Raw genomic sequence first — 24,306 nt, forward strand, 5'->3', positions numbered from 1 at the left:
CCATCTGTGGAGGATTCCGTGTTCTCTCCCTTGGTGGCGCTTGTCACGCGCCGACCACGCCTGGTACTCGTCGTCACCGTCGTCCTGCTCCTCGGCGGGGGCGTGCTCGCGTCCACTGCCTTCGGGAAGCTGCAGAACGGGGGCTTCGACGATCCGGCATCGGAGTCGACCCGGGCCGCGGACGAGATGGACGCCCACTTCGGCGGTCACCCGAACGTGCTGCTGCTCGTCACCGCCCGCACGGGCGACGCCGACGACGCCGCGGTCGCCGCCGCCGGCCGCGCGGTCACGGCCGACCTGCGGTCCCAGCCGGGCGCCCGGGACGTGGTCTCGTACTGGACCGGCGGCGGGACCGCGATGCGTTCCCGTGACGGGCTGTCCGGCCTGGTCGTGGCCAGCGTGAAGGACGACGACCAGGCGGCCGACATCGTCGACCGCTACCAGTCCGCGAGGAATGAGTCACCGGCGGTGACCGTTCGGGCGGGGGGTGCGGCGGCCGTCGGCGAGGACATCGGCGCGCAGGTCGCGAGCGACCTCGCCGTCGCCGAGTCGATCGCGATCCCCGTCACCCTGGTGCTGCTGGTGCTGGCCTTCGCCGGCGTGGTCGCCGCGCTGCTGCCGCTGGGCATCGGGCTGCTGGGCGTCGTCGGTGGCTTCGCCGCGCTGTCGGTGATCGGCAGCCTGACCGACGTCTCGATTTTCGCGGTGAACCTGGCGACCGCGTTCGGCCTCGGCCTGGGCATCGACTACTCCCTGCTGATGGTCAGCAGGTTCCGTGAGGAGCTCGCCGCCGGTCGCGACCGGGCGGACGCGATCGCGGTGACGGTCCGCTCCGCCGGGCGGACGATCCTGTTCAGCGGCGCGACGGTGATCGTGGCGCTGGCCGTCATGCTGCTGTTCCCGCCGTTCTTCCTGAAGTCGATGGCGTACGCGGGCATCTCCGTGACGCTGGTGGCGGTCGCCGCGGCGGTCGTCGCGCTGCCCGCCCTGCTGATGCTCCTCGGTGAGCGGGTGAACGCGCTGCGCGTCGGTGGCCTGATCGGGCTGGCGCGCCGCCGCCGCGCTCGGCGGGCCGGATCCGTGACGGCGGGCGGTTCCGTGACGGCGGGCGGTTCCGTGACGGCGGGCGGTGCCGTGGGGGAGGGCGCTTGCGCGGCGGAGGGCGTGGCCCGTGGGGGCGAGGTGCGCGAGGCCGCGGAGTCGCGGTTCTGGCGGTGGGTGGCCGCGTCGGTCATGCGCCGCCCGGTCCTGACCGGACTGCCGGTGATCGCGGTGCTGCTCGTGCTCGGTGCTCCGTTCCTGCACGTCAACTTCGGCACGCCGGACGACCGGGTGCTGCAGCCGGGCTCCGCGTCCAGCCGGACCGTCGGGGACGCGCTGCGCGAGCAGTTCCCCGCCGACCTCAGTGGCGCGCTCGACGTGGTCGTACGGGCGCGGGACACCGGCTCGGTCGACCGCACGGTGCTCGCCGGCTACGCCGCCGACCTGTCGCGGCTGCCCGACGTGGCCCGGGTGGACAGCGCGCTTGGCACCTACATCCGGGGCCAGCGGACGCTGCCCCCCGATCCGACCAGCGCCCGGTTCACCGCGCCCGGCGCCGACATGCTGCAGGTCGTCCCCGCGGTGGACTACGCCTCCGGCCGCGCGCAGGCGCTCGCCCGGGCCGCCCGGGACGTCCCGCCGCCGGCGGCCACGACCGCGCTCGTCGGTGGCGCGCCCGCCGTCCTGGTGGACGGCAAGGACACCATCGCCGACCGGCTGCCGCTCGCCCTGGGCCTGATCGCGCTGGCGACCTGCGTGCTGCTGTTTCTGTTCACCGGCAGCGTCCTGCTGCCGATCAAAGCGATCGTGCTCAACGGGCTCACACTGTGCGCGGTGTTCGGCGCCTCGGTGTGGATCTTCAGTGACGGCCACCTGTCCGGCTTGCTCGACTTCACCCCGGGGCCGCTCGACACCTCCATGCCGGTGCTGCTGTTCTGCATCGCCTTCGGCCTGTCGATGGACTATGAGGTCTTCCTGCTCTCCCGGATCAAGGAGGCGCACGACGCCGGGGCCGACAACGCCGAGGCGGTCACCGCGGGCCTGGCCCGGGTGGGCCGGATCGTGAGCACCGCCGCCGCGCTGCTCGCGGTCACCTTCATCGCGTTCGGGACGTCGTCGGTGCGGTTCATACAGATGTTCGGGATCGGCACCGCGCTCGCCATCATCCTGGACGCCACCCTCATCCGGGGGGTGCTCGTCCCGGCGCTGATGCGCGTCGCGGGCGGCGCGAACTGGTGGGCGCCGCGCCCGCTGCGGTACCTGCATGACCGGATCGGGCTGCACGAGTACCAGCCGCCGGCCGTGCCGAGCGCCCCGGCCCAGCGCGACGCGGCGAGCGACGCCCCGGCGCCCGGCGTGGTCAGCGAGGCACGGCCGTCCGCGGGCTGAGCCCCCGGCGAGCGCGGCTGGCCGCGGGTCAGAAGCGCTCGAAGCCACGCCGCAGCTCCCAGTCGGTGACAGTCCGCTCGTAGCTGGCCAGCTCCACCTCGCCCGCGTGGGCCAGATGGGCGACCACCCGCTCGCCGAAGGCCGCCTCGGCGAGCGGGCTGGACCGCCACCGGTCGACGGCCTCGCGCAGCGTCGAGGGCAACGGCGGCAGGTCCGGCATGGTGAAGGCATTGCCGACCCGGCCGGGTTCGAGCGTCAGATTCCGCTCGATCCCGTGGCGGCCGGCCGCGATCATGCCGGCGACGGCCAGGTAGGGGTTGGCGTCGCCGCCGGGCACCCGGTGCTCGATGCGCAGCCCGCCGCCGGCACCGACGACCCGCACCGCGCAGGTGCGGTTGTCCCGGCCCCAGCTGACGCCCGTCGGCGCGAACGCACCCGGCGCCAGCCGCTTGTAGGAGTTGACGTTCGGCGCGAACAGCAACGTGAAGTCCGCCATGCACGCCAGCTGCCCTGCGACGAACGACCGCATCATCGGCGACATCCCGTCCGTGCCGTGCGGGGCACCCCCAGGCGCGGTCGGCTGGACGGTGGACGGTGACCGGTCCGCCGCGCCGGCGCCGGCCCGTGCGGGGGACGCGGCGAAGACCGGCGTGCCGTCGTCCACCGCCCGCAGCGACAGGTGGACGTGGCACGAGTTGCCCTCGCCCGTGTCGTACTTGGCCATGAAGGTCAGCGCCTGGCCGGCGGCGGCGGCCAGCTTCTTCGCGGTCGTCTTGTACAGGGCATGGTTGTCGCAGGCGCGCAGCGCGTCGGCGTACCGGAAGACGATCTCGTACTGGCCCGGATGGACCTCCCCCCGGGCCGACTCGATCGCGATGCCCGCGCCGGCCATCGCCTGCCGGATGCGGCGGGTGAGCTCGTCGAGGTCCTCGGTGCCGAACAGCGCGTAGTCGATGTTGTAGCGGCTGGCCGGGGTCAGGCCCGACCACGAGCGCCGCGCCGCCCGCCGGTAGGACTCGCGGAAGACCAGGAACTCCAGCTCCGTGCCGGCGTGGGCGGACAGGCCGGCGTCGGCGAGCGCGTCGAGCTGGCGGCGCAGCACCGAGCGGGGGGCCACGTCCACCGGGGAACCGTCGGGCCAGAAGGCGTCCGCCATGACCACGGCCGAGGCGTGCCGCCAGGGGGCCCGGCGCAGGCTGGTCAGGTCCGGCCGCAGCCGCAGGTCGCCGAAGCCGTCGTACCAGGGGGTGCGTGGATACCCGCCGTTGTCCGGCCGCATGTCGACGTCGACCGCGTGCAGATAGGTGCAGGCGCCCAGTCCCTGGTCGAGCACCTCCCCGGACAGGTGCTCGGGGGACACACAGCTGCCGACCAGCCTGCCCTGCAGATCGACGGTGGCGACGATGACCTCGTCGACCGGGTCGGCGCCGGTCAGCAGCTCCCGCAGATCCGCCACGGCCGGCAGGGCGGGTGAGGCGGGCGCGCTGGGCACGGCGGGCACGGGCGGCTGCTCCGAGCGGGCGGGTGGGATCGATGCCGGCATCGACGTCACGTCTACTCCGTTCGTTTCACGGTGCCGCCGGTTCGGGCGGTGTCCCGCCCGCCGGGACGATCGCCACCGGGTTCACGACCGTCCCGTCCATCAGGTCGAACCCGCCGTCGCGATCCGCCCGGTCGTGGAACCCGGCGCCCGCGAACTGCTCGCGGTTCAGGCAGACCCGCTCGAAGGCCGGACGGAGCAGGGCGGCGTCCTCGAAGCGGTCACGCAGCTGCGGGAAGCGCCCGTGGTACTCGTCGACCTCGTGCCGGACGAGTCGCCAGAACTCCTCCTCCTCGACCCGGAGATGATCCGCCACCAGCACCGAGAAGTAGCGGAAGTGGCCCGCGAACACGGCGGACAGCACCGAGTGCGCCAGCACCCGGCCCGGCCAGCGACGGCAGTACCGCTCGACCGGCGCGGACAGACCCGACGGTTGTGCAGGGACGCCCTCGACCAGTTCGATGTCGGCGCCGAAGTCCTTGATCGCGATTCGGCAGGGCAGGCCGTCCGCGTCGAACACGCACAGGACGTTCTCGCCGTGCGGGGTGAACGCGACGCCGTAGCGACAGAGGTAGTGCAGCAGCGGTGGCAGCAGCGAGGTGAGCAGCGCCGAGATCCACGCCCGTGCGGGCCGGCCCGACCGGGCCACCAGCTCGGTGACCAGCGCCCGTCCGTCCGAGCCGACCATGAGCAGCGACGCGAGGCTGCGGACCCGCTCGCCCGGGGCCAGCAGCCCCTCCACCGGATCGCGCCAGAGCACCCCGAGCAGCTCGTGCAGCCGGTAGGGCGCCCCGGGCAGGGTGCCGTAGACCGGATGGGTCACCGCCGCGCCGGCCACCTCGGGCAGCGGCAGCACCGCGGTGACGTCCCGCAGGAACGGGTCGGACTCCCGCAGGTCGAGCAGCCAGCGGGACACGGCCGGGCCGGCCGCGGCGTCCGCCGCCGACATCCCGCGCCACACCAGAGTGTTGCGGATCATCAGCGCCAGCTTGACGTTGCGGCGCTCCGGGTGGTCCACGTTGGCGAGGGTGCGCACCGCCTGCAGGGGGAGGTAGCGGTCCGGCGCCTCGCCCAGCGGGACCAGCCCGCCGGCGGCGAGCTCGGCGGCGAACATCGGCACGATCACGTTCTCCCACTGCCACGGATGCACGGGCAGCCACACGTAGTCCGCGGCCAGCCCCGCGAGGGTGGTGTCCGCCAGCGCGCGGGCCAGGGCGTCGGTGAACCGGGCGCGGGTCGGCTCGTCGAGCTCCTCGCGCAGCAACGCCGCCTGGTCCGATCGGGCGGTGCCGTCGGCGTGCGTCGGCCCGGGACCGGCCACCGGCGGGCGGGGAGCACCGTCGCCGCTTCGCCGCGGGTCACCGGGGTCCGGATCGGACTCGCCGGTTCCGATCGCGTGGAAGATCCCGAGGCGCGGATGTGCGGCCACCCAGCGCAGCCGGAACGGCGCGCGAGCCTCGGGGGTATATCGGTCGACCGCGGCGCCGAGGCCGAGCCGACCCTTGTTCGCGACGAGGCAGGGGTGGCCCGACTGATGGCCCTCCAGCGCGGCGAAGGGCAGGTCGGCGAGCTCCGCGGCCGACCGTGCGGTGGCCAGCAGGCGCTCGTCGGCCGTCTGGGTCGCGACGAGGTCGCGCACCACGTCGGCGAGGACGTCGTCGCTCCAGCCGAGCAGCTCCCGGACGTCGAGCAGGAAGCGGACCGGGTCGTCCGCGCTCTCCGTGTCCTCCGCCGCGACCGTGTCCTCCGCCGCGACCGTGTCCGCCGCGTCGACGTCCGCCCCGTCGACCGTCGGGGTGGCGTGATGCGGGTCAACGGTGCCGTGCGTCCCGGCGGCGTCAACCGCCCCGGCCGCGCGGGTGCCGGCGGCCGTGCGGCGCAGGCTGGCCGGGTCGATCCACCAGGAGCCGAAGGTGCCCCGCCGGGCGCGGAACCGATAGACGGCCGTGGCGGCCGAGACCCGGTAGCCGCGGCTGGGGCCCCGCCCGATCGGGGGAGGATCCTGGGAGATCGCGGCATGGTCCTCCGGCTCGTCCGGTTCGGGCGAGAGCAGCTCCTCATAGGCCAGCTCGGCGAGCAGGCGGGTCAGCAGCGCGCGGCCGGCCCGCTGCCAGCCGGCCGCCCCCGGCCGGGTCCGGCCCTCCGTGGCGTGGGTCAACGGTTGGCCTCGTGCAGGACGGCGTCATGCCCGGCGGCGCCGGCCTGGCCCGATCGGGGGCCGCCCGGATCGGGGTGGGCCTGGTCCGGTTCGGTGGGGGCGCCGAACGTCGTGAACGCGGACGGCGGCGGGAGCCGGTGGGCGCGCCCACCGGTCAGGTCGTCGAGGATCACCGCGGCGCGCCAGGCGCCCAGCCCGAGGTCCGGCGCGCCGACCCCGTGGGTGTGCAGCTCGGCGTTCTGCACGTAGACGCGGCCGGTCAGCTCCGGGTCCGTCGCCACCCGGTAGCGGCGGTCGATGCGCAAGCGGCCCTGGCCGTCGAGGTCGAACCGGTCGGCCACCGGGTCGAGCGGTGCCGGCCGGCGGGGGGCGTACCCGGTCGCCAGCACCATCGCGTCCGCGGTCAGGGTGAAGTGGCGGTCCTGGTCGCGGTGGTGGCAGGTCAGTGTGATCGGCCCGTCCGGCGCGGCCTGGGCGGCGGCGCGTACCTCGACGCCGGGCAGCAGGGTGGCGGCGGCGTCGGCGCCGTCGATCGTCCGCTCGTAGAGCACGTCGTAGATCTGCCCGATCGTGTCCACGTCGATGGCCCGGTGCAGCTGCCACTGGGCGGGCACGAGGGCGTCCCGGCGCCGCGGTGGCAGGCCGTGGAAGTAGCGGACGTGGTCGGGGGTGAACTGCTCGAGGCCCAGCTTGGAGTACTCCATCGGGGCGAACGCGGGCGTGCGGCTGATCCAGGTGAGGTGCTGGCGCTCGGGCCGCTGGGCGCGGAGCAGGTCGGCGAACACCTCGGCGCCCGACTGGCCCGAACCGACCACGGCGACCCGCCCGAGCGGGGCCAGGTCCGCGCGTCGTTCCAGATACCGCGCCGCGTGGAACGCCCGGAGCGGGCTGACCGCGGCGAAGGCGGCGGGCACGCTCGGCTCGGTGCCGATCCCGAGGACCACATGCCGCGCCGACACCACCCGCGTCGACCAGGCGGCCCCGCGCCCCGTCTCGTCGCGCCCCATCTCGTCGCGGGCCGTCTCGTCGGGTGAGGCCCCGGCCGGGGGTGCGCAGCGGCTCAGCGCGATGCGGAACAGCCCCGCCTGCGCGTCCCAGCGGACCGCGTCCACCCGCACCCCGAAATGGGTGCTGGCGAGACTGTCGGCGACCCATCGGCAGTAGGCGTCGTACTCGCGGCGGGGGATGTGGAACCGCTCGTAGAAGTAGAAGCGGAACAGGCGGTCGTGGGCCCGCAGGTAGGCCAGGAACGACCACGGGCTGGTCGGGTCGATGAGGGTGACCAGATCGGCCAGGAACGGCACCTGCAGGGTGGCGCCGTCCAGCAGCAGCCCCGGATGCCAGCTGAACACCGGCGCCTGGTCGAAGAACGCGGCGCGCAGGCCCGGCACCCCGTCGGCGAGCGCGGCGAGCGACAGGTTGAACGGACCCAGCCCGATGCCCACGAGGTCGTGGACCGGGTCGTCCCGGTCGTCCCGGTCGCCGCGCGACGCCGGCACGACCACCGCGCCCGGCGGCGGGTCATCGGACGGGAAGGGGATGCGCGACGTCACGGTGCGGCCTCCAGCAGGGGGTTGGTGATCCGTACGTAGACCGACTGGGTGGCCACCGGCCCCGTCAGCTCGTCCCGGCCGTCGACGCAGGTGCGCAGGTTGGCCTTGCAGGGCAGCGTCGCGGCGGTGAGCAGGGTGTGCGCCAGCCGGAGCCGGCCGGCGGGTACGCGGTCCGGCTCCTGGTCCGGACGGGCGGGGTCGGCGAGCCGGGTGAGCAGCGCCCGTACCCGTCCGAGCAGACGGTGCTCGTCGGCGACACCGGCGGCCCCCAGCGCCCCGACGACGGCGAGGACGTTGTTGATGATCAGGTAGTAGGCGACCCGCTCGGCCACCAGGTCGTCGTCGAAGACGAGATCGAGGCCGTCGGCACAGCCGGGGATCAGGTGCTGCGCGCTGGCGGCCGCCGACGCCGTCACGTAGTAGCCCTGGCTGTCGCGGTACCAGCCGGCGACGGGCCAGCCGTCGGCGTCCACCGTCAGCAGGGTGTTCTGCAGGTGTGCCTCGACCCCCACCCCACAGCGCAGGTAGAGGTCGAGCACCGGGGCGACCAGGACGGCCAGGTACCGCTCGAACCAGCTCACCGCGAGGTCCTCCACCGGCTCGTTGCCGCGCTCGGCCCGGCGGAGCAGGAGCACCGGCAGCATCGCCGCGCGGGCCCGGCCCCGGCTGTCCGCCGCGAGGTCCGGCCGGGCGGCGACGAGCGCCGACAGGCACACCGCCCGGTCGGTGGCGCCGAACGGGTTGACGCGGACGGCGGTCTCCAGCCCGATCGCGGCCCGCGCCGCCGGCCGGTCCGGATGGGTCACCGCCACCCACGCGGGCTCCCCGATCAGGTGGAACGCCGGGTGACGGGCGGCGAGCGGGTCGCCGAGGCCGGCGTCGAACAGGCGGCTGACCATCTCCGCCAGGCGCAGCTCCCCGAGCTGGAGGACCCGCCGCGAGTTCGTGATGCGCAGCCCGAGGGAGAGCTTGAGCATGACCGGGCTGTCCGGCCGCCAGACCGTCCGCAGGGACGTCGTGGGGTACCAGCGCGGCCCGGACACGCCGAGGTCGACCAGACGCCCGTCGGCGAGCAGCTCGGCGGCCGCTCCCTCGCCGCGTCCCGTCAGCTCCGCCGCCTGCCACGGGTGTGCGGGCAGTATCAGGTAGCCGGGCGGGACGTCGACGCCACCGGACAGGTCCGCGAGCAGCTCGGCGAGCCCGGCCTGGCGGTGTCCCCCCTCCCACTCGGGCATGGAGCCGACAGCGGGGCGGCGCGCGGTCGCGGCGGTGTCGCCGGACCGCCGGACAGCCGTGCCCAGTCGCGGTGCCGTCCCGGAGGTGGCGACGGCGTCGGGATGGGCGGCGAACCAGTGCAACGCGAAGGACCCGGCCCGTTCGGGGGAGTACACCGCCATCGCCCGATCCGACGCGCCCTGCCGGCTCTGCGCCGCCGGGTGGAACGGATGGCCGCTGACCGACGCCTGCTCGGCGGCCAGGAACGGCGGTGGCCGCTGGCCCGTTCGGGTCCCCGCCGCCCGGCGGGCCTCGAGGTGGCCGGCGATGCGCCGAGCAGAGTCGATCATCCGGCCGAGCGCCTCGGTGCCGGCGGCGGCCGGCAGGCCCCGTGCCGCGGTGACCTCCCGCACGAGCAGGGCCGCGAGCAGGCCCGCGTCGAGCGTCGACGGCTCGCCGCCGGGGGACACCAGCTCGACCGGGCCGAACCGGTGCCACCCGCAGACCGACCGGTGGCTGATGGCGGCGCGGACCGACAGGCCCGAGGCAGGCAGCTCGAAGCGGGCCGTCCGAGCGCCCGGGGGAAGGTCGATTCCGGCCTCGCGCAGCCAGCAGCGCAGCAGGGTCTCCAGAGCGACGTCGTCGGCGACGTCCGTGGCGGCGGGCGGCTCGCCGCCGGTCATCGGCTGGCCCGACCGGCGGGGGCGTCCCCCGCGCTCAGCCGGTCGCCGGTCGCGAGGACGAGTCCGATCAGCGCGTCGACATCGGCGGGGGTGGCCTCCGGATTGAGCAGGGTCAGCTTCAGGTGGATCGCCCGGTCGGGCCCCACCCGCGTCCGGCCCACCACCGCCCGGCCGTCGACGAGCAGCGCGCGCCGGATGCCGGCGTTGAGTGTGTCCAGTGCCGCCGGGCTCGCGCTCTCGCGGTGGCGCTCGCTCTCGCGGCCGCCGCCTGGCCCGGTCGGAGCGGGCGGACGGTAGCGGAAGACGACCGTGGTCAGGGTGACCGGGTGCGCGAGCTCGAGCCGGGGTTCGGCGCGGATGGTCCGCTCGGCGTGCCGGGCGAGCTCGTGGCAGGCGTCGACGCGGGCGCCGAGTCCGTCGCGGCCGAGCGCCCGCAGCGTCACCGCGATCGGGAAGGAGTCGGCCCGCCGAGTGGTGCGCAGCGAGCGGTCCAGCAGGCTGGTGAAGCCGGCCGCCTCGTCGTCGTCGGAGCGCAGGTACTCCGCGTCCGGGGCCCGCAGGCTCGGCCAGCCGTCCGGGCGGGGGGTGAGGAAGACGCCGGCCGGAATCGGCTGCCAGCCCAGCTTGTGCAGGTCGAGCGCCACCGAGTCCGCCTGGGCGATGCCCGCGAGCAGGCCGTCCAGCCGCTTGGAGAACAGCACGCCACCGCCGTAGGCGGCGTCCACGTGCAGCCAGCCGAAGGCCGCCGGATGACCGGCCGGGCCCGCGCCGTTCGGGAGATGCGCGCGCGCCTGCCCGCACAGCCGGAGACGATGTTCCTCGACGGCCGCGGCGATCTCCGGCAGCGGGTCGACGGCGCCGGCGTCGGTCGTACCCGCCGTGGCGACGACGACGGCGGGCCCCGCGTGCTCGGCCAGCGCCCGGCGTAGCAGGTCGACCCGCATCCGGTCCCGCTCGTCGGTGGGCACGGCCAGCACCGGCGGGTCGTCCAGGCCGAGCACGGCGGCGGCGCGGTCGACCGACAGGTGCGCGGCGGCCGAGCGGAACACCCGGATCGTCGGCCTCCGCGCGGCGTCCCGGGCGAGCAGCAGGCCCATGAGGTTGGACTCGGTCCCGCCGGTGGTGATCGTGCCGGCGGCGAGCGCGGGATCGAAGCCGACGAGGCGCGCGAGCGCGGCGATTACCTCAGTCTCGATGGTGGTCGCCGCCGGCGCCTGGTCCCACGAGTCCAGCGACGGGTTCAGCGCGCTGACCGCGAGGTCGGCGGCGACCGCCACGGCGAGCGGGGGGCAGTGCAGATGGGCGGCGCACCGGGGGTCCGCCGGATCGGCCGAGCCGGCGGCGAGCGCACCCGTCAACCGGGCCAGGGCCACCGCGGGCCCGTCGCCGATAGCGGGGATCACCATGGCCCGGTCGAGGGAGGCGCCCAGCGCGTCCCGGACGTCCGCGCGCACCCGCCCGGGGCCGCCGGCGGGCAGAGGGCCGCCCCGGCGGCGGCGACCGTCCGCCAGCGCGGCCAGGACCACGTCGACGAGCTCGGTGAGATCCGGGTCGGAGCCGGGCGGTCCGGTCACCGGATCCCGCGTCCGGACTCGTCGACATGGAGGTCGGGGTGGGACCGGACGGCCGCGCCGATCGCGTCGGCGAGGATCGACAGCGCCCGCTCGACCTGGTCCGGGGTGATGGTCAGCGGCGGTAGGAGCCGCACGACCGCGCTGTGCCGCCCGCCGAGCTCGACGATCAGGCCGCGGCGCAGGCACTCCGAGCGTACGGCCGCGGCGAGCCGCGGGTCGGCGGGACGCGCGCCGACGGTGTCCGCCGGCCCGGACGGATCCACGATCTCCGCGCCGAGCATCAGGCCACGGCCGCGGACGTCGCCCACCTGCGAGTACTCCCGCGCGATGTCCACCAGGCCCGCGAGCAGACGCGCGCCGAGCCGGCCGGCCTGCTCGTCGAGCCGGTCGGCGCGCACCCGGCGCAGCGTCGCCGTGCCCGCCACCATCGCGAGCTGGTTGCCGCGGAAGGTGCCGGTGTGCGCGCCCGGCGCCCAGCCGTCCAGCTCGGCCCGGTAGGCGATGACCGCCATCGGCAGCCCGCCGCCGATCGCCTTGGACATCACGAGGATGTCGGGCGCGATGCCGCTGTGCTGGGTGGCCCAGAGGCGCCCGGTGCGGCCGACCCCGGTCTGCACCTCGTCCAGGATGAGCGGGATGCCCCGCCGCCGGGTGATCTCGCGGATGGCGCGCAGCCAGTGGTCGGGCGCCGGCACCACCCCGCCCTCGCCCTGGACGGCCTCGACGATGAGCCCGGCCGGGCTGGTCACGCCGCCGAGTGGATCATCCAGCAGCCGCTCGATGTAGCGCAGGGAGAGCTCGACGCCGTCCGGCCCGGCCGTGCGGGTGGGGCCGGAACCCACCCCGAACGGGCACCGGTACGGGTGGGGGAACGGCAGCCGTACCACCGAGCCACCCGGCGGCAGCGGGCTCTTGACGGCGACGTTGCCGGTCACCGCCAGCGCACCCGCCGTCATGCCGTGGTAGCCACCGGTGAACGCGAGGATGGTGTGGTTGCCGGTCGCCGTCTGGGCGAGCTTGATCGCCGCCTCCACCGCGTCGGCGCCGCTCGGGCCGCAGAAGTGCAGCTTGACGTCGTCGCCGAGCCCCGACGGCAGGCAGCCGCGCAGTTCCTCGGTGAACGCGTCCTTCTCCGGGGTCGCGAGGTCGAGAGTGTGCAGTGGCGCGCCGCTCGCGAGGGTGTCCGTGATGGCCCGGACGACGTCGGGATGGTTGTGCCCCAACGCGAGCGTGCCGGCGCCGGACAGGCAGTCCAGGTAGGTGCGGCCGTCCGCGCCGTGGATCACGGAGCCCTGCGCGCGGACCGGCACGATCGGGAGGGTGCGCGCGTAGGTACGGGCGGCGGACTCCCGCGCCTGCTGCCGCTCGAGGATGCCGACCGGGTCCACGGCGGGGGCGATCCGGCCGACGTTCGCGCCGTTTCGGGTGGAAATCGTCATATCGGGCGACTTCCTTTCGACGCGGGTCAGGTGGAGGGGAGCCTAACCTAAGAAGCGGGATGATCGTCGCTACCAGCGAAGTCGGGGTAGCGCGGAGCACCGGCGGGGGATGCCTCTCATAGTCCGCCCCGACGCCCCGCGTCGTCGCGAAATCGCAGCTCCTGGGACGAGCTCGGCGCCTCGCCGGCTCTCCCGCCCGGGAGTGCGCAAGGTGAGGAGGCCGCCAGATGGATCTGCCACCGTCCGCGGGGGGACTGCGCGCGTTGCGGGCGGAGCGGCTGCCGGCCGAGGTGCTGGCGGCGGTGCGCGCCCGCGACGGCGAGGACGAGGACGAGGACGAGGAGACGAGCGTCTACCTCTATGATCCGGCCGTCGCGGCGCGCAACGCCGCCGCCCTGCGTTCCTGCCTGCCGGGGTGGGCCGAGGTCTACTACGCGGTGAAGGCGAACGGTTACCCTTCGGTGCTCGACGCGCTGCTGCGCGGTCCGGACAGCCCCGCGGCGGCGGACGGTCCGAGCGACGCCGCTGCGGCTGCCGGGGCGGACAGCGCTGCCGGGGCGGACAGCGCTGTCGCGGCGGGCGGCGCTGCCAGGGCGGGCGGGCCCGGTGGGGTGGAGGGGTTCGAGGTCTCGTCCGAGCGGGAGGTGCGGGCGGCGTTGGCCGCCTTTCGCCGGGTGGACCCCGCCCGCTCGCCCCGGCTGGTGGCGTCCGGGCCGGCGAAGTCCGCGGCGCTGCTGGCCGCGCTGGTCGAGGCCGAGGCGGTGGTCAACGTGGAGAGCGTGGGCGAGCTGCGGCGACTGGCGGCGGTGGCGGCCCGGCTGGGCCGGCCGGCCACCGTCACGGTGCGGGTGAACCCGGCCCGGGTGCGGCTTGCCGGTGCCCTCCAGATGGGTGGGCGACCCAGCGCGTTCGGCGTGCCCGAGCCGGAGGTGCCGGCGGTCCTCGCGGTGGCCGCGGCCCTGCCCCAGCTGCGGGTGGTGGGATTCCATGTGCACGCCGTGTCCGGCAACCTCGACGCGGACGCCCATCTGGACTATGTGCGATGGTGCCTCGACTTCGCCGGGCGGGCCGCCGCGGCCGCCGGGATCGACCTGCGCGTGATCGACGTGGGCGGTGGCTTCGGAGTGCCGTTCGAGCCGGACCGGCGCGGCGAGCGCCCCTTCGACCTGGAACGCTTCGGTGCCGGCCTGGCCCGGCTCCCGGTGCCCGCCGGGGCCCGCGTGCTCTTCGAACCCGGACGGCTGCTCGTCGCCGACTGCGGCTGGTACGCCGCCGAGGTGGTCGACGTCAAGCACTCGTACGGGACGGACTTCCTCGTCCTGCGCGGCGGCATCCACCACTTCGCCCTGCCGACCTCCTGGGAGATCGTGCACAACTTCGCGGTCGTCCCTTGCCCGGCGCCCGCGGGCCAGCACCGGCCTGAGGGCGCGGTGGCGCGCGATGACCGCCCGGTCACGGTCGTCGGGGAGCTGTGCACCCCGGAGGACACCCTCGCCCGCGACATTTTGGTAGGCCCGGTGCGTCCTGGGGACGTCGTCGTCTTTCCCATGGCCGGGGCGTACGGCTATGAGTTCGCCCTCGCCGAGTTCCTCGGCCATCCGCGGCCCCACCGCCTCGCCGTGCGGACGGTGCCGACGGCGCGCGGCGGCCTCACAACAGCCGGGTCGTGATCGTGTTGGACGTGCCCCGCATGCCCGCTCGGCGCCCGGCCGGCGACCCCACGCCGGGCAGGCGGTCACGCGCGGGAGCGGACGACAGCAGGGCGGCCCGCGGCGGCGCGGACTCCCCATCCGGCGACGAGTCCGCCGGGGAGCCCGCTGATCGGGCGGACCCGGGCCTCGCCGATCCGTGACCGGCGGCGCCGTGACCGGCGGAACCGCGGCCATTGGGACCCCGGCCGGAGGGTCCGTGACCGGTGGGACCGCGGCCGGGGGATCCTCGACTCGCCCCGGGCTGGGCGTCACCGGCATCGGGTGACGCGGCCGGGTCCGGCACGATCTCGGCGCCCCTGCCACGGGGATCCGGACCACCGTGCGGATCCGTCGGACGTGGCACCACCGCGCCGTCCGCGTCAAGTGCGGGGCCCGGGGGGACGACCGGCACCGGCAGGTCGAACCACAGGTACTTGCCGCCCTCGGCGGCCACCGTCCCCCAGCTGCCGGCCAGCGCGTCGAGGACGAGCAGGCCACGGCCGCCCTCGGCGTCGGGAGCGGCGGTGCGCCGCTGCGGCAGCGCGGTCGAGGTGTCGGACACCGAGGCGTGGATCAGCCCGGGCCGCATCTCGATGAACAGCCACAGCGGTGGTTCGCCGTACTTCACCGCGTTCGTCACCAGCTCGCTGACGAGCAGCTCCGCCGTGCCGCGGACATCCTCGGGAAGCCGAGCGAGCCGTATGCCCTCCCGCAGCACCCGGCGGGCCTGCGGGACGGCGGAGGGAAGATAGGGAAGCTCGGCGAGGATGTGGGTCGCGGGTGGGCAACTTGACGTTGCCTGCCGCACCACGTCCATCGGTACCGAAGACGCGCTCATCGACCACCAAGCCTGAACAACGAGGACATCGAGTTTCGGTGTACCCGCTGGGGGCGGATTGAAGCGTCGGTATCCGGATCGCGACGCTTGTGTCGATGCCAGCCGGGCATTCGATCTTGCCGGGCGCGGCCGACCTGCGGTTTCGCGCGTCGAGCAGGACGAGCCGGCGGCGGGGACGTGACGATCGTCGCGATCCGCCGGACTCGGCCGGACTCGGCCGGACTCGGCCGGTCGTGCTCGCGGGGGCGGAGACCGCCTGGCAGCGGTGGACGCGGTGGGTGGGGGCGCGGTGGTGACGCTCGCGGAGCGGGTCGCTCGCCGGGTGGCTCAGTCAGGCACCCTGGCGACCAGGATGGCCACGTCGTCGCGCAGGTTGCCGCCGGCGAAGCGCTCCGCCGCGGTGAGCACCCGGTCGGCGATGCCCTGCGCGGTCAGCCCGGCGCAGTCGCCGACGGCGGCCAGCAGGCGGTCCTCGCCGAGCAGGTCCCGCCCGTCGCGGGCCTCGATCACGCCGTCGGTGTAGAGCACCAGGGACTCACCGGGACGCAGCGTGATCTCCACGCCGGGGAAGGAGACCTCGTCGTCGTCGAGGACGCCGAGCAGGGTTCCGGGGCGCCCGACCAGCGAAGCCCGTCCGTCGGCGTGCAGCACCACCGGCTGCGGGTGCCCGGCGAGGAACAGGCGCAGCCCGATCCCGGACTCCCCTGGGCCGGTGACGGACGCCGCCGCAAGGGTGCAGAAGCGGCCCTGACCGTGCGGATGGGAGGCGGCGGCCTCGCGCAGCGTCCGGTTGAGCTCCAGCAGCACCTCGCCGAGATCGGTGCCGCGGCCGGTGAGCAGCCGCAGCACCGCGCGGGCGACGCCGGTCACGGTCGCCGCCTCCGCGCCCTTGCCGCAGACGTCGCCGATCGCGATCGTCCAGCCGAGCGGGCCCCACAGCAGGTCGAAGAAGTCGCCGCCGACGTCCAGCCCCGCCGACTGCGCGGCGCCGTATGCGGAGCCGAGGTCCAGGCCCTCGATGCGCGGCAGGTCCGGCGGGCGCAGCCCGGCCTGCAGAGTGCCGGCGAGCTCGACCTGGCGGCTGTAGAGGCGGGCGTTGTCGATGGCGAACGACGCCCGCCGGGCGAGGTCGGCGAGCAGGTCGATCTCGTCGGCGGCGAAGGCGTTGCCGTCCGGGCGCCCGAGGGCGAGCACGCCGAGCAGGCGGCGGCGCGCCTTGAGCACCATCACCAGCGCAGGGCCGCCGAGCGCGGTCAGCGAGCGAACCCGGTCCCCGCTCGCGCCCCGCACGGCCGCCATCAGCGCCCCGGACGGGTCCGCGGCGGCGACCTCGAGCGCCCCGGCCATGTTCTCCTCGGCGTGCGTGGCCGACCACAGCGCCGGATCGGCGTTCTCCCGGTGCAGGTAGACGGCGCACCACTGGGCCAGGCGCGGTACCGGCAGGCGGGCGAGCAGCGCCAGCGAGTGGCCGAGCTCCAGGCTGCCGGCGAGCAGGTCGGACGCCTCGGCGAGGAAGGACAGCATGCCGATGCGGCGTTCCTCGGCCCGGCGCATGTCCCCGCCGCCGAGCGCGAGCGCCATCCAGCGGGTGGCCAGCCGGACCCGTTCGACGTCGGGCGGGGCGAGGCCGACACCGGGCACCGGCCACAGCAGCAGCTCGCCGAGGCTCTCCTGGGTGGGATCGAGCGGGAAGGCCATCGCGTCGGCGTCCTCGCCGACGACGCCCAGCGTGGCCACGGACTCGATCCGCCCGCCGTCGCGACCCGGGCGGCGTACGAGCGCGGCGGTGACGGCGAGCGCGTCGACGAGCTGGGCCAGCAGCTCGCCGACCTCGCCCTCGGCCGTCAGCGCCCGGGCGCTGTCGCGCGCGATCAGCCGCGGCGGCCGCGCCTGGACGGGCACGCGGGCGACCTCATGGCCTTGGGCGACACGGTCGCCATCGCCCCGGGCGGCCCGGTCGCCGGAGACGGCGCTGTCGTCCGAGCCGGTCTCGTCCCAGGCGAGGTCGGCACCCTCGCCGGTGATCTCCGGGGAGCCGAGGCGGAACCACACGGTCTTGCCGCCGCGATGATGCTCGGTGCCCCAGCTGGTCGCCAGCGCGTCCACGAGGGCGAGGCCGCGGCCGTCCTCGCGCAGCCCGTCCGTGCCGAAGTCGGCCTCCTCGGTGAACGCCGACGCCGGCCGGGGGACGTCGACCTTCACCCGCGCCATCCCGATCCGGACCGGATGACGGTCGGCCACACCCACCCGCACCCCGTGGCCCTCTCTGCGCACGTCGACGGTGGCATGGGTGCCCGCGTGCACCACGACGTTGGTGACAAGCTCGGTGACCAGCAGGAGCGCGGAGTCGAGCAGGTCGTCGTCGAGCCGGCCGCGTAGCGCCTCCAGCACGAACCGTCGGGCTGAACGGGGGGAGTCGGGGGTGGGCGGCAGCGTGATGGCGTGCGCCCGGATCCCCGGACCCCCTCCTGCGCCAGTCATGTCGCTCAGTCTCTCCTGCGTTGTCCATCGTGAGGCGGATACTGGCGGCTGGTGTCACCTGTCCACCGACGCCCGCCACGCCGGTGCCCCGAGGCGACCGCCCCTGGCCCGGGCAGTTCCACCCGGCCCGTCGTCCGAGACGATCGTGCCGACCGAGCTCAGCTAGGAGACCGATGAGTGCCACTGACGACCAGCAGTCCCCGGCCCGCCGCGATCCCGCTCCGCCCGGCCGTGACGCTACCGCGACCATCGTCTCTCATGCACCGGGCGAGGCAGATACCCCCCGTGGCTCGGACCTCGCGCGCGCGACGCTGACGTCGTCCGCCTCGTCGCCGACGTCGTCGGACGAGCTGATCGCCGATCTACTGTACGGGCTGACCAAGCTGTGCGAAGGCGACTTCTCGACCCGGATGTCGAGCCGGATCTCCGCCCGCGACGGGGTCGCCGGCGAGGTGGTGCGCCGCTTCGACGAGCTGGCCGCCTCCCAGGAGCGCCATGCCCGCGAGCTCGCCAGGGTGAGCAAGGTCATTCGCCGGGACGGGCGGCTGACCCTGCGGATGGAGGAGATGGGCACCCCGGGCGGCTGGTCGGACATGACCCAGGCGGTCAACTCGCTCATCGACGACCTGGCCCGCCCGACGCACGAGGTCGCCCGGGTCATCGCGGCGGTCGCTGAGGGTGACCTGTCGCAGCACATGGCGCTGGAGATCGCCGGCCAGCCGGTGCGCGGGGAGTTCCTGCGCATCGGCACGACCGTGAACACGATGGTCGACCAGCTCTCGTCGTTCGCCGACGAGGTGACCCGGGTGGCCCGCGAGGTGGGCACCGAGGGCAACCTGGGCGGGCAGGCCAAGGTCAAGGGCGTCTCCGGGGTCTGGCGGGACCTCACCGAGTCCGTGAACTCGATGGCGGGCAACCTGACCAGCCAGGTCCGTAACATCGCCCAGGTCACCACCGCGGTGGCGCAGGGCGACCTGAGCCAGAAGATCACCGTCGACGCGCGCGGTGAGATCCACGAGCTGAAGTCGACCGTGAACACGATGGTGGACCAGCTCTCCGCGTTCGCCGACGAGGTCACCCGAATGGCGAAGGAGGTCGGCACCGAGGGCAAGCTCGGCGGTCAGGCGCAGGTCAAGGGGGTGTCCGGGGTCTGGCGGGACCTGACGGACTCCGTCAACGTCATGGCCGGGAATCTGACCACCCAGGTGCGCAGCATCGCCGAGGTGGCGGCGGCGGTGGCTCGCGGCGACCTGACCAGGCAGATCACCGTCGACGCCCGCGGCGAGGTCGCGGAGCTCGAGCACACCCTGAACACGATGGTCGACCAGCTCTCGTCGTTCGCCGACGAGGTCACCCGCGTGGCTCGCGAGGTCGGCACCGAGGGGGCGCTCGGCGGCCAGGCGCATGTGCGCGGGGTCTCGGGTGTGTGGCGGGACCTGACCGAGTCGGTGAACTCGATGGCGGGCAACCTGACCAGCCAGGTCCGCAACATCGCCCTGGTGGCCACCGCGGTCGCCCGGGGTGACCTCTCGCAGAAGATCACGGTTCCCGCGCAGGGAGAGATCGCCGAGCTGAAGGACACCGTCAACACGATGGTGGACCAGCTCTCCTCGTTCGCCGCCGAGATCACCCGGGTCGGCTGGGAGGTGGGCGTCGAGGGCAAGCTCGGCGGTCAGGCGACGGTCGCCGGGGTGGCCGGCACCTGGAAGGACCTCACCGACAACGTCAACCAGCTCGCCTCCACGCTGACCATCCAGCTGCGCGCGATCGGCGACGTGTCCACCGCCGTCACCCGCGGTGACCTGACCCGGTCGATCACGGTCGAGGCCGAGGGTGAGGTCGCCGAGCTCAAGGACAACATCAACCAGATGATCGCCCGGCTGCGGGAGACCACCGAGGTCAACGCGCAGCAGGACTGGCTCAAGTCGAACCTGGCCCGCATCGGCAGCAAGATGCAGGGCCAGCGTGACCTGTACGCGGTCTGCCAGATGATCATCAGCGAGATGACACCGGCGGTGAACGCCCAGCAGGGCACGGTCTACCTGCTCGACTTCATCGAGGGCGACAAGCTGCGCTACGTCGCCGGCTACGGCTCGGTGCCGCGGCGGCGCTCGGACGGCACGTTCCTGTTCGGCGAGGGCCTGATCGGGCAGGCGGCGCTGGAGCGCAACCGGATCCGGGTCGAGCACGTGCCCGCCGGCTACCTCAACATCCGCAGCGGCCTCGGTGAGGCACCGCCGTGCGATCTCGTCGTCGTGCCGGTCGTGTTCGAGAACCAGGTCCTCGGTGTGATCGAGCTGGCGTCGTTCACGCCGTTCTCGGAGCTGCACCTGATCCTCGTCGACCAGCTCGTCGACACCATCGGCGTCGTGCTCAACACGATCATGGCGAACGCCCGCACCGAGGAGCTGCTCGCCCAGTCCCAGCGGCTCACCCAGGAGCTGCGCTCGCAGTCGGTGGAGCTGCAGCGCACGAACAACGAGCTGGAGGAGAAGGCGCAGCTGCTGGAGGACAAGAACCGCGAGATCGAGCTGGCCCGGATCGGCCTGGAGGAGAAGGCCGAGCAGCTCGCGCTGTCCTCGCAGTACAAGACGGAGTTCCTGGCGAACATGAGCCACGAGCTGCGTACGCCGCTGAACAGCCTGCTCATCCTGGCGAAGCTGCTCGCCGACAACCCGGACCGCAACCTGTCCCAGAAGCAGATCGACTTCGCCGAGACGATCCACTCCGCCGGCACCGAGCTGCTCGGGCTGATCAACGACATCCTGGATCTGTCCAAGGTCGAGGCCGGCAAGATGGACGTGGACGCGACCGCCGTGCGCACCGGCGCGCTCTGTGACGCCGTCGCCACCGTCTTCGGCCCGATCGCGAACGAGAAGAGTCTGGCGTTCGAGGTCAGCCTCGCCCCCGATGTCCCGGCAGAGTTCGTCACTGACGAGCAGCGGTTGCAGCAGGTGCTCAAGAACCTGCTGTCGAACGCGGTGAAGTTCACCGACAGCGGCTCGGTCCGCCTCGACGTCACTCTCGCTCGGCCGGACCTGCCGCACCTGGCCAGCCACCTGCGCTCGGCCGGCACGGTGCTGTCGTTCGCGGTCAGTGACACCGGGATCGGCATCGCCGCGGAGAAGCTCCGCATGATCTTCGAGGCGTTCCAGCAGGCGGACGGCACGACCTCGCGACGCTACGGCGGCACCGGGCTCGGCCTGTCGATCAGCAAGGAGATCGCCCGGCTGCTCGGCGGCTCGATCGCGGTGTCCAGCGCCGTCGGTCGGGGCAGCACGTTCACCCTCTACCTGCCGACGGTCCCGCTCGCGCAGATGCCGGCGTTCGGCGTCACACCCGGCGAGCCCGACGACGTGCTGATGATCGTCGGCGCGCCGGACGGACCGCTGGGCCGCGGCGGCGAGGCGGGTGGTTCCGTGCCCGCCATCCCCGGCTCCGGCCCGGCGGGGGGCATGCTCGCCAGCTCGAACGGCGTCCACGGCCCGCGTCCCGGCGTCTCCGGCGACGCGCCCGCGGCGGGCCGGGGCGGCACAGGGGTGGCCGGCGATTCGGCGATCGGTGCCGCCCCGGGCGATGCCGCCGCGGCTGGCGTGAACGGGTCCGGTGCCGACGGCGCTGGTGATCGCGTGGGGGTGCCGGAGACCTTCATCTCGTCATCGCCGGGAGGCTCGTCGCCGACGGCCGGCGCGGCGTCGACCGTCGGCGCCCAGGGGTGGCGGCCGAGTGAGAACACGGTGGGCACGCCGTTCCTCACCGGCCCGGCCGACGCCGGCGGCCGGGCGCCGGCGGACAGCCCCGACGGGTCGGACCCGCTCGTCGGGACGACGGTCCTGGTCGTCGACGACGACGTCCGCAACGTCTTCGCGCTCACCAGCGCCCTCGAGATGTACGGAATGCGGGTGCTCTACGCCGACAACGGCCACGACGCGATCCGTACGCTGCAGCAGGACACCGGCCCGGTGCATCTCGTGCTGATGGACGTCATGCTTCCCGGCATGGACGGCAACGAGACGACGTCGATGATCCGGGACATGTCCGCGTTCGCCGAGCTGCCGATCCTGGTGCTGACCGCGAAGGCCATGCCGGGGGACCGGGACAAGAGCATCACGGCGGGTGCGTCGGACTACATCACCAAGCCTGTGGATCTCGACCACCTCCTCGGGGTGATGCGCTCGTATCTGTGTTGATCAGATCGCGTATGGTGCGCAAACGGGCGTGTATCGGTGGGCCGGTGAGCGGCCCCCAGATGCGATCAGCGATGGTGGTGGGGTGGCTACACCCACCACGGACCGGCAGGGCGACCGCGAAGGTCGGCAGGGCGACCGCGAAGGAGGAGGCAGGCGGGTGACCGAGCGGACGGGCGGTTTCGTCGACGGCGAAGGCGGGCCGACCACGGAACGGCCCCGCAGCAAGATCCTTCTGGTCGACGACCGCGCCGACAATCTCATGGCGCTGGAGGCGATTCTCGCCTCGCTGGACCAGGATCTCGTGACGGCGTCGTCCGGCGAGGAGGCCCTGAAACGCCTTCTCGTCGATGACTTCGCCGTGATCCTCCTCGACGTCCAGATGCCTGGAATGGACGGATTCGAGACGGCGCACCGGATCAAGCAGCGCGGGCGGACCCGGGACACCCCGATCATCTTTCTCACCGCCATCGACCGGGAACCCCATCACGCATTCCGCGGGTACGCCGTGGGCGCGGTCGACTACATCGCCAAGCCGTTCGATCCCTGGTTGCTGCGCGCCAAGGTGAGCGTGTTCGTCGAGCTGTTCGAGAAGAACGAGCGGCTGGCCGAGCTGGTCCGTCAGCGCGGGCGGGACTTCGACCTGATGACGGAGGTCGCCGAGCGGCTCATCGCGCTCGACGTCCTGCTCGAGGGCAGCGGCGACAGCACCACGGAGGAGACGCTCGCCGCGGCCGGCGCCGAGGTGCGCGGGCTGGTCGCCCGGCTTCAGCCCTTCGCCCGCTCCTCCAACACCTGACGGTCGGTCCTGCGGCCACGTCGCGTCGCGGCAGTGCGACGTGGTGTGACGTGGTGTGAGGCGGCAAGGCGCGGCGGGATTTCGGGTGGCGCCGGAGCGTGGCTGACCGTGGCGGGCGTGGCCGCCGGCCGGGGTGCTCCGGTGTGCGCTGGCGTGCTCCGGAGCGCGGGCCGGGGTACCCCGGCGGGGTGCCCGCGGTGGTCCGGTCGGGCCGGCCGGCGGTGGACGCCCGCCGGCCGCCGGCTCGAGGCGACGCGCCCGGCGATCCTCGCCCATCGTTGCGTCGGTCACATCACGCCGTCGCCGCTGGTGGCAACGGACCCGACCGAAGGTGCCGGTGTGTCCGTTGCTACTCACCTGTGGTCACCATTGCCCTGTCGGCCCGTGTCGAACCGGCTTGCCACCCGTACCGGATGGTCCACTTCGGACTGTCCTGGCGATCGCCGGCGAGGCTGAGCGCGGGCTGTGAACCGAATCGTTGCCGCCCGGTCTTCGGTCGGCGCCGATAGCATGGATTTGTCGACCAGATCCGCCGCCGTGCCCGCACGGCCGGTTTGTTGAGCCGTAGGAGGTTTCGGCGTATGGCGATTGCCCGGCGCACTCCCTATGGACTCACCGGGATTGCCCCCGCAACTATCGGTCCGTACACCGTTGAACGGAAGCTTGTCGACGCCGGGACCGGTCCGGTGTTTCTCGGGCGTAACAATCTTGCGCACCCGGTCCTCATCAAGACGATCACCGCGCCCTTCGGGCGGGACGCCGAGTTCCGCCGCCGGCTCCGGGACGATCTTGAGCGGCTGCGCGAGCTCGACCCGTTCTGCATCGCAGCGATCCTGGACGTGGACACCGACGCACAGCCCCCCTACGTGGCGGTCGAGTTCGTCAACGCGCCGACCCTGGCCGCCAGTGTCGAGGACGAGGGGCCGCTGTCCGCCGCCGACGCCGGGCGGCTCGCCCTCGGGCTCGCGGCCGCGCTCGCCGCGCTGCATGAGCACGGAATTGTCTTCGCCGATTTGAAGCCGACCAATGTGGTGCTTTCCGGACAGGGGCTCCGCCTGGTGGACTTCGGTCTCGCCCGGGTACTCAACGCCGTGTTAGCTGACAATTCAGGGTCATCGTCGCCGGGAATTGGGACACTTGCCTTCATCAGCCCCGAACAGGCTCTCGGTCAGGCGGTGACCACGGCGTCCGACATCTTTACCTGGGGCGGCGTGCTGCTGTTCGCGGTCACCGGTCAGCCGCCGTTCGGCGGCGGCACGCCCCGTGCGCTGCTCCAGCGCGCGGTCTACGCGGAACCCGATCTGTCCGCGCTTGAACCCGCCCTGCGTGAGCTGGTCGCGGCCACGATGCGTAAGGATCCGAAACGCCGCCCGGTCGCCGCGGAGCTGCTGGAACACCTCATCGAGGAGTTGCCCGACCCGGCTCCCGCCGCGCCGGGACCCACCCGCGGGTCGCGGCCCACGGCTGACCCCGCGGCCACCCGGGATCTCCTCCCCGTCCTGGCCACGATCAGCTCGCCCGCCGAGCCACCACCCGACGACGATCCGTCCGCGGACCCGCCTCCCGACGACCCGTCACCCTCCGCTTCCAACCCAGCAGACGCGGCTGATTCGCCCGAGAGGTCCGCGCTCGCCGAGGAGTCCGCTCCACCCGACACGTCGGCTCCCGCCGATCCCGCCGATCCCGCCGATCCCGCCGATCCCGCCGATCCCGCCGAT

General features: G+C 73.9%; 13 protein-coding genes. 5 read left to right on the top strand and 8 right to left on the bottom strand.

Annotation, left to right across the window (positions count from 1 at the left end; genetic code table 11):
* Positions 1–18: 18 nt before the first annotated feature.
* Complete coding sequence (locus C1A33_RS23845) at positions 19–2,430, top strand: MMPL family transporter (protein ID WP_101833573.1); 2,412 nt, start codon at positions 19–21, stop codon at positions 2,428–2,430.
* Positions 2,431–2,458: 28 nt separating this feature from the next.
* Here C1A33_RS23845 and C1A33_RS23850 read toward each other — a convergent pair whose 3' ends face one another.
* Genes C1A33_RS23850 through C1A33_RS23875 form a run of 6 tightly spaced genes read right to left on the bottom strand, consistent with a single transcriptional unit; the run spans position 2,459 to position 12,592 of the window.
* Positions 2,459–3,973, bottom strand: coding sequence for a glutamine synthetase family protein (locus C1A33_RS23850; protein WP_101833585.1), 1,515 nt, complete (start codon positions 3,971–3,973; stop codon positions 2,459–2,461).
* A gap of 25 nt (positions 3,974–3,998) precedes the next feature.
* On the bottom strand, positions 3,999–6,128 hold the full coding sequence (locus C1A33_RS23855; RefSeq protein WP_101833574.1) for an IucA/IucC family protein: 2,130 nt from the start codon (positions 6,126–6,128) through the stop codon (positions 3,999–4,001).
* Positions 6,125–7,681: a lysine N(6)-hydroxylase/L-ornithine N(5)-oxygenase family protein gene (locus tag C1A33_RS23860; RefSeq protein WP_101833575.1), complete on the bottom strand. Its 1,557-nt coding sequence runs from the start codon at positions 7,679–7,681 to the stop codon at positions 6,125–6,127. Before C1A33_RS23860 ends, C1A33_RS23855 begins: the two co-directional genes overlap by 4 nt.
* Positions 7,678–9,579, bottom strand: coding sequence for an IucA/IucC family protein (locus C1A33_RS23865; RefSeq protein ID WP_101833576.1), 1,902 nt, complete (start codon positions 9,577–9,579; stop codon positions 7,678–7,680). Before C1A33_RS23865 ends, C1A33_RS23860 begins: the two co-directional genes overlap by 4 nt.
* Positions 9,576–11,153, bottom strand: a complete 1,578-nt coding sequence (locus tag C1A33_RS23870; RefSeq protein ID WP_101833577.1) for a pyridoxal phosphate-dependent decarboxylase family protein — start codon at positions 11,151–11,153, stop codon at positions 9,576–9,578. Before C1A33_RS23870 ends, C1A33_RS23865 begins: the two co-directional genes overlap by 4 nt.
* Positions 11,150–12,592 (bottom strand): diaminobutyrate--2-oxoglutarate transaminase family protein, encoded by a 1,443-nt coding sequence (locus C1A33_RS23875; RefSeq protein WP_101833578.1) that lies wholly within the window; start codon positions 12,590–12,592, stop codon positions 11,150–11,152. Before C1A33_RS23875 ends, C1A33_RS23870 begins: the two co-directional genes overlap by 4 nt.
* A gap of 227 nt (positions 12,593–12,819) precedes the next feature.
* Between C1A33_RS23875 and C1A33_RS23880 the strand changes: the two genes are divergently transcribed.
* On the top strand, positions 12,820–14,262 hold the full coding sequence (locus tag C1A33_RS23880) for an alanine racemase (RefSeq protein ID WP_101833579.1): 1,443 nt from the start codon (positions 12,820–12,822) through the stop codon (positions 14,260–14,262).
* Here the strand turns inward: C1A33_RS23880 and C1A33_RS23885 are convergent.
* Complete coding sequence (locus C1A33_RS23885) at positions 14,243–15,121, bottom strand: ATP-binding protein (RefSeq protein ID WP_101833580.1); 879 nt, start codon at positions 15,119–15,121, stop codon at positions 14,243–14,245. The genes C1A33_RS23880 and C1A33_RS23885 overlap by 20 nt on opposite strands.
* Positions 15,122–15,448: 327 nt before the next feature.
* A complete protein-coding gene (locus C1A33_RS23890; RefSeq protein ID WP_101833581.1) occupies positions 15,449–17,602 on the bottom strand; it encodes a SpoIIE family protein phosphatase in 2,154 nt (717 codons plus the stop codon).
* A 173-nt stretch (positions 17,603–17,775) separates the two neighbouring features.
* On the opposite strand from C1A33_RS23890, the gene C1A33_RS23895 reads away from it, so the two are divergent.
* The 3 genes from C1A33_RS23895 to C1A33_RS23905 form a co-directional block, all read left to right on the top strand.
* Positions 17,776–21,792 carry a HAMP domain-containing protein gene (locus C1A33_RS23895; protein ID WP_101833582.1) on the top strand — a complete coding sequence of 1,339 codons (4,017 nt, stop codon included), beginning with the start codon at positions 17,776–17,778 and terminating at the stop codon, positions 21,790–21,792.
* Between the two features lie 157 nt (positions 21,793–21,949).
* Positions 21,950–22,588, top strand: a complete 639-nt coding sequence (locus C1A33_RS23900; RefSeq protein ID WP_101833583.1) for a response regulator — start codon at positions 21,950–21,952, stop codon at positions 22,586–22,588.
* 581 nt (positions 22,589–23,169) lie between these two features.
* The coding region (locus C1A33_RS23905) for a serine/threonine-protein kinase (RefSeq protein WP_165818560.1) at positions 23,170–24,306 on the top strand (1,137 nt) is incomplete at its 3' end.

The organism is Frankia canadensis (assembly GCF_900197875.1).
GTDB lineage: Bacteria > Actinomycetota > Actinomycetes > Frankiales > Frankiaceae > Frankia > Frankia canadensis.